The 9411-nt window shown below is 74.6% G+C and carries 7 protein-coding genes and 2 pseudogenes; 4 read left to right on the top strand and 5 right to left on the bottom strand.

Annotation, left to right across the window (positions count from 1 at the left end; all coding sequences use genetic code 11):
* The coding region (locus GA0070560_RS21335) for an EamA family transporter (RefSeq protein WP_211565947.1) at positions 1-1033 on the bottom strand (1033 nt) is incomplete at its 3' end.
* An 84-nt stretch (positions 1034-1117) separates the two neighbouring features.
* On the opposite strand from GA0070560_RS21335, the gene GA0070560_RS21330 reads away from it, so the two are divergent.
* Positions 1118-2032 (top strand): LysR family transcriptional regulator, encoded by a 915-nt coding sequence (locus GA0070560_RS21330; RefSeq protein ID WP_091300721.1) that lies wholly within the window; start codon positions 1118-1120, stop codon positions 2030-2032.
* Between the two features lie 10 nt (positions 2033-2042).
* Here GA0070560_RS21330 and GA0070560_RS21325 read toward each other — a convergent pair whose 3' ends face one another.
* Positions 2043-3719 carry an MDR family MFS transporter gene (locus GA0070560_RS21325; RefSeq protein ID WP_091300719.1) on the bottom strand — a complete coding sequence of 559 codons (1677 nt, stop codon included), beginning with the start codon at positions 3717-3719 and terminating at the stop codon, positions 2043-2045.
* Positions 3720-3810: 91 nt separating this feature from the next.
* Between GA0070560_RS21325 and rfaE2 the strand changes: the two genes are divergently transcribed.
* Positions 3811-5709: a D-glycero-beta-D-manno-heptose 1-phosphate adenylyltransferase gene (gene rfaE2 / locus GA0070560_RS21320; RefSeq protein WP_091300717.1), complete on the top strand. Its 1899-nt coding sequence runs from the start codon at positions 3811-3813 to the stop codon at positions 5707-5709.
* Positions 5706-6563, top strand: a pseudogene (locus tag GA0070560_RS21315) (glycosyltransferase family 2 protein); the annotation flags it as partial. The gene rfaE2 and the pseudogene GA0070560_RS21315, both read left to right, overlap by 4 nt.
* A gap of 8 nt (positions 6564-6571) precedes the next feature.
* Here GA0070560_RS21315 and GA0070560_RS21310 read toward each other — a convergent pair.
* Genes GA0070560_RS21310 through GA0070560_RS21300 form a run of 3 tightly spaced genes read right to left on the bottom strand, consistent with a single transcriptional unit; the run spans position 6572 to position 8747 of the window.
* A complete protein-coding gene (locus GA0070560_RS21310; RefSeq protein WP_091300716.1) occupies positions 6572-7699 on the bottom strand; it encodes a glycosyltransferase family 9 protein in 1128 nt (375 codons plus the stop codon).
* Between the two features lie 5 nt (positions 7700-7704).
* Entirely contained in the window at positions 7705-8244 is a 540-nt protein-coding gene (locus GA0070560_RS21305; RefSeq protein WP_091300713.1) for an Hsp20/alpha crystallin family protein, read from the bottom strand.
* Positions 8241-8747: a DUF2231 domain-containing protein gene (locus GA0070560_RS21300; RefSeq protein ID WP_091300711.1), complete on the bottom strand. Its 507-nt coding sequence runs from the start codon at positions 8745-8747 to the stop codon at positions 8241-8243. Before GA0070560_RS21300 ends, GA0070560_RS21305 begins: the two co-directional genes overlap by 4 nt.
* A 158-nt stretch (positions 8748-8905) precedes the next feature.
* Between GA0070560_RS21300 and GA0070560_RS21295 the strand changes: the two are divergent.
* Positions 8906-9330: pseudogene (locus GA0070560_RS21295) on the top strand (pyridoxamine 5'-phosphate oxidase family protein).
* Positions 9331-9411 lie beyond the last annotated feature (81 nt).

Here is a 9411-nt window from a genome sequence, read left to right as displayed (position 1 = left end):
CCCCGCCCGGCCCGACCCCGCCCGGCCCGACCCCGCCCGGCCCGACCCCGCCCGGCCCGACCCCGCCCGGCCCGACCCCACCGGGCTCGGCCGTGCCCGGCTCGGCCACCCCCTGCACGGCAGCTACCGGCCCGGCCGGGCCCGCCGCAACCACGGCCGGCACGATTACCCGCTGGGTGCCCGGACTCCGTTCGACCGCGTCGGTGCGGGACCCGGTGCGTTCCGCGCCGATGCCGGCGGCCACCACGAAGGCGATCCCGGCCACCGCCCCGGGGCCCGGCACCTGCCCCAGCACGACGAGGCCGATGACCAGGGCGATCGCCGGCTCCAGGCTCATCAGCGTGCCGAACGCGGCGGTGGTGAGCCGGCGCAGCGCGAGCAGTTCCAGCACGAACGGGACCACCGGCAGCAGCACGGCCAGCCCCAGCCCGGCCAGCAGCAGTTCCCCGGTGAGGTCGCCGATCACCGACGGCCCGACCACCACGGTGGCGACCACGGCGGCCACCGGCATCGACACGGCGAGCCCCCGGACGCCGGACACCTCGTCACCGACCCGTTGGGTGAGCAGGATGTACGCGGCCCAGCACGCCCCGGCGGCCAGCGCGTACGCGACGCCGACCGGGTCGGCTCCGCCCCGCCACGGCTCGGTGAGCAGCAGCACGCCCACAGCCGCGAGCGCCGCCCAGAGCTTCGTGCCGCCCCGGCCCCGGGCCACCGCCACACCGAGCGGGCCGAGGAACTCCAGCGCGCTCGCCGTACCCAGCGGCAGTCGGGCGACCGCCGCCATGAACAGGATCGTGACCCCGGCGGTCACCACGCCGAGCGCGACGCAGGCCAGCAGGGCACGCCGGGAGAAACGGGACGGGCGAGGACGGAGCACGGCGGCCAGCAGCACCCCGGCCCAGGCCAGCCGGAGCCAGGCCGCACCCTCGGGACCGATCCGGTCGAAGAGGGAGACGGAGGCGGCGAGGCCGAGCTGGACGAAGAGCATCGACGCGACGGCCATCGCCGCGCCCGCACGGGTGGGAGCCATGCGTCCAGTAGAGCCGGCACCGACCGTTCACGTCCACATGACATCAGTGGACGCATCGTTCGATGATGCTGAACAATCTGTCGGATGGACCTCCGACGCCTGCGACTGCTGCGCGAACTGGCCCGACTCGGCTCGATGCGCGAGGTCGCCGAGGACCTCGGGGTGACCACCTCCACCGTCTCGCAGCAGCTCGCGGTGCTGTCCCGGGAGGTCGGCGCGACCCTGATCGAGCCGCAGGGCCGCCGGGTCCGCCTCACCCCCGCCGGACGGCGGCTGGCCGAGCACGCGGTGACGATCCTGGCCGCGGTCGACGCCGCCCGGCTCGACCTCGACCCGGCGGCCGAGCCGACCGGCACCGTCCGGGTCGCCGGCTTCGCCACCGCCGTACGCCGCTCACTGCTGCCGGTCGCCGCCGACCTCGCCGCCCGGCATCCACGGGTACGGCTGCGCATCCACGAACACGAGCCGGCCGAGGCGTACGCGCTGCTCGCAGCGGACGACGTCGACCTGGCACTGACGTACGACTACCACCTCGCGCCGGCTCCCGTGGACCGCGCCGTCGAGGTGATCCCGCTGTGGTCCACGGCGTGGAGCCTCGGCGTGCCGGCACCCGCCCCGCAGCCCGGCGGCTCCGCCGCCGACGTCTTCGCCCCGTTCCGGGAGCACGACTGGATCGTCAACTCCCGCAACACCGCCGACGAGGTGGTCGTCCGCGCCGTCGCAGCGATGGCGGGCTTCGAGCCCCGGATCGAGCACCGCGCCGACAGCCTCGAACTCGTCCAGGACCTGATCGTCGCCGGGCTCGGGGTCGGGCTGCTCCCCGCCGACCAGCCCACCATCCCCGGCGTACGCCTGCTCCCCCTGGCGGGCCCCGAGGTCGTCCTCCGCTCGTACGCGGTCACCCGCCGCGGTCGTGCCGCGTGGCCCCCGCTCGCCCTCATCCTCACCCTCCTGCGCGCCTGCACCGACGCCCGCCGACCGGATCCCGCCGACACCTGACCCGGGACGGTCAGAGCATGGTCTGGGACTTGGCCTCCATGTCGGCGGCGGCCTCCTGCGGGGACTCCTTCGGCAACGGCTTGCCGCCCGGGGCCGGGGCCGGGCCACCGAGGGGGTCGGCCCCGCCGGTCGCGCCCTGCGGGCCGGCACCCCGCAGCTGGTGGTCCGGCAGAGCCAGGGTGACCAGTACGGCGAGGATCGCGATCAGGCCGGTGGTCAGGAAGACCAGCTGCAGCGACTCGACGAAGGCGGCCTGGATCGCGGCCCGGACCGGGCCGGGCAGGGCGAGGATGGTCGCCGGGTCGTTGATCGAGATGTCCGCCCCGCCGCCGGCCGCCACCGCCGCCCGCTGCTCCGGCGGGAGCTGGGCGATCGCGCCGGGCAGCCGGTCGGCGAGCTGCGCGGTGAGCCGTGCGGAGAGCACCGCGCCGAGGATCGCCACGCCGAACGAGCCACCCAGCGAGCGGAAGAACGTCGCCGCGGAGGTGCCCGCCCCCAGGTCACGGACGTCGACCGTGTTCTGCACGGCGAGGATCAGCGACTGCATGCACAGGCCCAGCCCGACGCCGATCACCACCAGGTAGCCGAACGCCACCCAGAGCGAGGTGTCCACCGCCAGCCGGGTGAAGAGCAGCATGCCGGCCAGGAGCACCGCCGAACCGGCCACCGGGAACCACTTGTACCGACCGATCCGGCTCATCGCCCGCCCGGTGACGATCGAGGTGACGATGATGCCGGCCATCATCGGCAGCATCAGCAGGCCGCTGCGGGTCGGCGAGGCGCCCCGGACGATCTGGAGGTAGAGCGGGATGAAGATGATCGACCCGAACATCACCAGACCGAGCACGAAGCCGGCCGAGTTGGCCAGCGCGAAGGTGGCGCTGCGGAACAGCCGCAACGGCAGGATCGGCTCGGCGACCCGGGCCTCCTGGAGCACGAAGAGCACGCCGAGCACCGCCCCGGCGACGAAGAGACCGACGACCACGCCGGAGCCCCAGGCGTACTCGTTGCCGCCCCAGCTCAGCGCGAGCAGCAGGCAGCTCACCCCGCCGACCAGCAGCCCCGCCCCGACCCAGTCGACCGCGTGCTCGCGCCGGGTGAACGGGACCATCCGCATGACGTGGTAGCAGACCACGATGGCCAGGATCGCCAGTGGCACGTTGAGGTAGAAGATCCAGCGCCAGTTCGACTCGGCGAAGTAGCCGCCCACCAGCGGGCCGGCCACCGACGACACCCCGAAGACCGCGCCGAAGAGCCCCTGGTAGCGGCCACGGTCCCGGGGCGACACCACGTCCGAGATGATGGTGAACGCCAGCGTCATCAGCCCGCCCGCCCCGAGCCCCTGGATGCCCCGGGTGACGATCAGCTGGGTCATGTCCTGCGACAGCCCGGCCAGCAGCGAGCCGAGCAGGAACGTGCCGATCGAGAAGAGGAAGACCGGGCGGCGCCCGTAAAGGTCGGCCATCTTTCCGTACAGCGGGGTCGAGGCGGTGGAGGCGAGCAGGTACGCCGTCACCACCCACGAGTAGTGGTTGATCCCGCCCAGCTCGCCGACGATGGTGGGCAGCGCGGTGCCGACGATGGTCTGGTCCAGCGCCGCCAGCAGCATTCCGGTCATCAGGCCGAACATCAGCAGCCGAATCTGACGGGCGGTGAGTACCGGACGGTCCTGGGCGTGGGTGGTCATCCCGTCTTCTTTCCCACGACGGGTGAAACATGCCTCGGCGGGGTGGCCGGGGGCAGGTTTGGTCCGGGACCCCCGGGGGAGTCGGGAAGGCATGGCAGGAGCAGCAGCGGAACAGCGCCGGCTGTCCACCGTCGTGGAGAGCTGGCTCGGGCGTCCCGTCCTGGTCGTCGGCGACGCCATGCTCGACGAGTGGCGGTTCGCCGAGTCCGACCGGCTCTGCCGCGAGGCGCCCGCCCCGGTCCTCACCCTGCGCCGGCGCATCTCCGCAGCCGGCGGGGCCGCCAACACGGCGGTCAACATCGCCACCCTCGGCGGCCGGGCGCTGCTGGTCGCCCCGGTCGGCGCCGACGTGGCCGGTGACGAACTGCACGACTGCCTGGACCGGGCCGGCGTCTGGGACCGTACGGTCAGCCAGCAGCACCGCCCGACGCCGGTGAAGCGGCGGATGCTGGCCGGCAACCAGATCCTGCTCCGGGAGGACTCGGGTGACCCCGAGGACCTGCTCGACGTCGACGGTGTGGGACGACTGCTCACCGCGCTGGACTGCGCGACCGAGGAGTTGAAGGCTGTCGCCGGCGGTGCGGCACCCACCCTGGTGGTCTGCGACTACGGTCTGGGCGCGCTGCCCGCACCGGTACGCGCCTGGCTGGTCGCCCACCGGAACCGGTTCGGCACCGTGGCGCTCGACGCGCACGACCTGGCCGACTGGCGAGGGCTCGCGCCGACCGTGGTGACCCCGAGCTTCGCCGAGGCGACCCGGCTCCTGGCCCGCGCCGCCGCCGGATTCGGCGCGCCGCCCGCCCCGGTCCGCGCCGGCAACGCCCTGCACCTCGACCATCCGCCGTCCGATCCGGCCGACGGCCCGTCGGAACTCGTCGTCGGGGCCGCCCCGGGCGGCGCGGGCGAACGGCACCTGAGCACCGACCCGCCCGGCTTCGGCCACCCACCCACCGGCGAGCCGACGCCCGGGGAGGACCGGGTGGCCATGACCGGGGACGGGCTGACCGTCACCGGCACGGGCGTCACCGTGAACACCTCGGCCGGTGACGGCGTCGACCGGGCGCTGCTCGCCGAGTCCCGCCTGGCCGAGCTGCGGGAACACACCGGTGCGGACGTGGTGGCGGTGACCCTGGACACCGAGGGGGCGGTGGTCGCCGGCGCGGACGGCGAACCGCGCCGCAGCCACAGCACCCCCGTCCCGGCCAGCCACGCGGTGGGTGCGGGAGACGCGTACCTGGCGGCGATGACGCTGGCCCTGGCCGCCGACGCGCCGCTGCCCACCGCCGCCCAGCTCGCCCAGCTCGCCGCGACGATCACCGTGTCCGACACCGGCACCTGCGTCTGTCGGCGGGAGGACCTGCTCGCCGCGCTCGGCATGACCCCGGACGGCACCGCCCACCCGACGCTGGTCGGCAAGGAGGAACTGGCGACGATCGTCGCCGACCACCGCCGGGCCGGCCGCGCCATCGTCTTCACCAACGGCTGCTTCGACGTGCTGCACCCCGGGCACGTGCGCTACCTGGAACAGGCCCGCGCCCTGGGTGACCTGCTGGTGGTGGCGGTCAACTCCGACGGCAGCGTCCGCCGGCTGAAAGGACCGGACCGGCCGGTCAACCCGGTGGAGGACCGGATCGCGCTGCTGGCCGCGCTCTCCTGCGTGGACCATGTGGTGGTCTTCGAGGAGGACTCGCCGACCGGCCTGATCGAGACGGTCCGCCCCGACGTCTACGTCAAGGGCGGCGACTACCCGCCGGAGATGGTGCCGGAGGCGCCGCTGGTACGCCGGCTCGGTGGCCAGGTCCGCACTCTCGGGTACGTGCCGGACCGCTCCACCTCGGCCATCATCGAGCGGATCCGCACCCAGGCGGTCTCGTCGCCGCAGCCGACCCGGCCCGGCGCGGGCACCCGGTCCACGTCGCCGGCCGCCCCGGACGGCACGCCGCGGGACGGCGTCGACCCGGCCCCGCAGAGCATGGGCAGGACCGCGTGAACCGACCGCTCAACCTCGGCACGGACGAGGACTTCCGCCGGCCCCGGCAGCTCGACGTGCTGGTGCCGACCCGCAACCGGCCCGCCGAGCTGGCGGTCACCCTCTCCGGGCTGGCCGCTCAGGAGGGCGTCGACGGGTTCGGCGTGGTGGTGAGCGACCAGTCCGACGGCGAGCCCGCGTACGCGCACCCGGCGGCGGCCACCATGGTCCGGGCGTTGCGCCACCGGGGGCACCCGGTGCTGCTGACCCGACGGCTGCCCCGGCGTGGGCTGGCCGAACACCGGGCGTACCTGCTGGACCGGTCGGTGGCCCGGTACGTGCTCTGCCTCGACGACGACGTCTGGCTGGAACCGGGCGTCCTGCACCGGCTGGTCACCGCGATCGGGGAGCTGGGCTGCGGCTTCGTCGGCAACGCGGTGCACGGGTTGTCCTACGTCGACGACGTACGCCCGGAGACCCACGAGCACTACCAGGAGTGGGACGGGCCGCCCGTCCCGGAGCGGATCCGCCCGGGCACCCCGCAGTGGCGCCGGGCGTCGATCCACTCGGCGGCGAACCTGCTGCACGTGACGCACCAGCTCGACCTGCCACCGGGGGCCTGGCGGGCGTACAAGGTCTCCTGGATCGGCGGCTGCGTGCTGTACGACCGGGCAGCGCTGGTGGACTCCGGCGGCTTCGACTTCTGGCGGCGGGTGCAGGAGAAACACCAGGGCGAGGACGTCGCCGCACAGCTCGCGGTGCTGGCGCGGCACGGCGGCGCAGGCGTCCTGCCCAGCGGGGCGTACCACCTGGAGTCGCCGACCACGGTCACCGAGCGGGACGTGGAGGCGTGGGAGGTCGTGCTCGCCGACGCGCCGGACGGTCAGACGCCGGGGGCGCCCGGCTCCGGGTGCAGCAGCTCGGCGGCGGCCTCCAGCACCTCCAGCACCGGCACGTCGGTGACGAACGAGTCCCGGTGCGGGCAGTCGCCGTCGCCGGGACGGTGCGGGTAGATCCCCGGCGTGCAGTCCACCCCGCAGATCGGGCAGTGGGTCGTCCAGGAGGCGATCGGGCGGTGCCGGGCGCGCAGCGGGGTCGCCCCGTTGATCAGGTTGCCGAGCCAGTAGACGCCGACCGTGGCGGTGCCCACCGCGCCGGCCAGGTGCAGCGGGCCGGTGTCGTTGGAGATCACCAGGTCGCACCCCTCGTACGTGGCGGCCAGCCCGCCGAGGCTGAGCGTGCCGACCTGCGGGCGCACCGGGACGCCGGCCGAGGCGACCACCGCGTCGACCAGGTCCTGCTCGGCGGGGGTGCCGGTGACCAGCACGTCGTACCCGTCGCGGTGCAGCGCCCGGGCGACCTCGCCGAAGCGTTCGGCGGGCCAGCGCCGGCGGCTGTCGGTGGCCCCGGGGTGCAGCGCGACACGCGGGCCCACGGGCGCGCCCAGCACGTCACGCGCCTCGGCGCGGTCGGTGTCGGTGACCGCCAGCGCGGGGACGATCGTGACGGCCGGCGCCCCGACCAGCGCGGTGACCTCCAGGTAGCGGATCACCTCGTGCTGGTAGTAGACGTACCGGATCCAGCGGTGCAGCGGAGGCGCGCCTTCGGCCCGCAGGCCGGCGGTGACCCGGGCGCCGAGCCGGTTGACGATCGGGTTGGAGTTCCCGCCGCCGCCGTGCACCTGCAACGCCAGGTCGAAACGCTCCCCGGCCGCCGCGTCCAGGAAGTCGTCCAGGGAGCCGGGTTTCTCGCCGGGACCGGGGTCGCGGATGCCGGGGGCCGGGGGGATCACCAGCACCCGGTCCACCGGGCCGGGCCGGTCGCGCCACAGCTCCGCGTGCCACGGCGCGCCGAGCAGCACGATCTCCGCCTCCGGGTACGCGGCGCGCAGCGATTCCAGGGCGGGTAGCAGGAAGATGAAGTCACCGAGCGCGTTGGCCCGCAGCACGGCGATCCGGGCGACGTCGGGGACGCGCTCACCCACCGGGCCGAGCAGGGACGGGGTGCCCATGTGACCTACCGGTCGAGGGCGGTGTCGGGGTGGTGCAGTTCCCGGTCCGCCGCGGGGTCGGTCACGGTGGTCGTACCCCCGGCGGCGGGACCGCCGCGGTAGCCGGTACGGCCGACGGTGATGGTGCGCGGCGCGGGCCGCTTCGCCCGGGGCAGGTGGACGCGGAGCAGGCCGTGGTCCATCACCGCGTCGATGGCGTCGGGGTCCACCCGGGACGGCAGGTCGACCCGGTACTCGAAGCCGCGCGTCTCGAAACCGCCCGGGATGCCCTGGTCGGCGTTGACCTCGGCCTCGGAGCGGGCCCGGACGCAGAGCTCGCGGTCGTCCAGTTCGACGGCGACCTCCTCGGGCGCGACGCCGGGGAGCCGGACGACCACCTCCCAGCCGTCGGCCGTCTCGGCCAGCTCGACGTCCGGGGAGGCGCCCCGGCCACCACCGACCAGGCGGCTCAGCTCGGAGCGCAGCGACTGGAGCTCCCCCATCGGGTCCCAGCCCTGCTGCCGACCTCGCCATCCCCGACCCAACCCGCCGGACTGTTCCGTCATCGCATCTCTCCGATCCGCTTCGCGGCCGCCGCGGGCCGCAGTGAGCTGGGGGCGTCCAGGCCGGCGTCGGGGTCCACGCCCACGCCGAGCCGGTCGACCAGCTCACCGCCGAGCCAGGCGCTGACGCCGAGGAGGGCCAGACCGACCACCTCGATCGCGATCAGCGCGCCGCCGGCCGCCCGGGACTCCGCGTTGAGCCGGACCACCCAGACGGCGGCGAAGAGCAGGACCACCGCGACGTTGGCCGCGGCGTGGGTGAGCGCCACCCGCTTGGCTCGGGTGCCGGCCGGGATGGCGAGCAGGTCGAACGTCCCGGCCACCGCGGCCAGCAGGCCGCCGATCAGGCCGATCGTGATGTTCCAGTACGCCACCTCGCCGAGGAAGTCGGGACCGCCGACGGTGTCGACGAGGTCGAAGAGTGTGCCGGTGACCAGGAGGGCCACCGGGAACATCACCAGCATCGGGTGCACGGGATGGCCGAGCACCTTGAGTCTGCTCTCCATGGTGGGCCTCCCACTGCTCGCGTCCGGGGGCGCTGGGTGAGGCGGTACCCGCCGCTGTCGCGGGCAAACCTCACGCTCACCACGCCCGCCCAGGCTGACGGGCGGCGGCCAAAGTTCCGTCGGCCGCCTGAGAGGATCAACGGACGGGGGAGGCGGACGTGACGGTGGAGATCACCTCGCCGGAGGAGCTACGGGACCTGTTGGGGGCGCCGACGCCCCGGGCGGTCGCCAAGGAGCGGGTGGTGCTGCACGAACGGGACCGGCAGTGGCTGGCCACGTCGCCGTTCTGCCTGGTGGCCACCGCCGGTGCGGACGGCAGCTGCGACGTCTCCGCCAAGGGAGATCCGGCCGGCTTCGTCCGGGTGCTGGACGACACCACCATCGCGATTCCCGAGCGACCGGGCAACCGGCGCGCGCGAAGGGCGTTCCTCCGCTCCGAGCTGTGGCGGCCGGAGAGCGGCCGGAGGCGCTGCCGCCGCGGCCCCGGCTGGTCAAGGAGGTGGAGGCGGTGCCGGAGAGCCTCGCCGACCTGGAACGCCACTACTACGGCCCGGCGTACCTCGGCTCGCTGTACCGGGGGTAGTCGCGGCGGTGCCCGCCACCGGTGGTGCCCCCTGTTCGACACGCTACGGACCTGATCGCACAGGTGGATCGCTGCGCGTTC

Origin of the sequence: Micromonospora halophytica, assembly GCF_900090245.1 — a bacterium.
GTDB lineage: Bacteria > Actinomycetota > Actinomycetes > Mycobacteriales > Micromonosporaceae > Micromonospora > Micromonospora halophytica.
This window is presented reverse-complemented; position numbering and strand designations above follow the sequence as displayed.

Excerpts from the sequence above, each read along its gene's own strand:
- GA0070560_RS21330 (WP_091300721.1), top strand. The coding sequence starts at position 1,118 with ATGGACCTCCGACGCCTGCGACTGCTGCGCGAACTGGCCCGACTCGGC.
- GA0070560_RS21325 (WP_091300719.1), bottom strand. The coding sequence starts at position 3,719 with ATGACCACCCACGCCCAGGACCGTCCGGTACTCACCGCCCGTCAGATT.
- rfaE2 (WP_091300717.1), top strand. The coding sequence starts at position 3,811 with ATGGCAGGAGCAGCAGCGGAACAGCGCCGGCTGTCCACCGTCGTGGAG.
- GA0070560_RS21310 (WP_091300716.1), bottom strand. The coding sequence starts at position 7,699 with ATGGGCACCCCGTCCCTGCTCGGCCCGGTGGGTGAGCGCGTCCCCGAC.
- GA0070560_RS21305 (WP_091300713.1), bottom strand. The coding sequence starts at position 8,244 with ATGACGGAACAGTCCGGCGGGTTGGGTCGGGGATGGCGAGGTCGGCAG.
- GA0070560_RS21300 (WP_091300711.1), bottom strand. The coding sequence starts at position 8,747 with ATGGAGAGCAGACTCAAGGTGCTCGGCCATCCCGTGCACCCGATGCTG.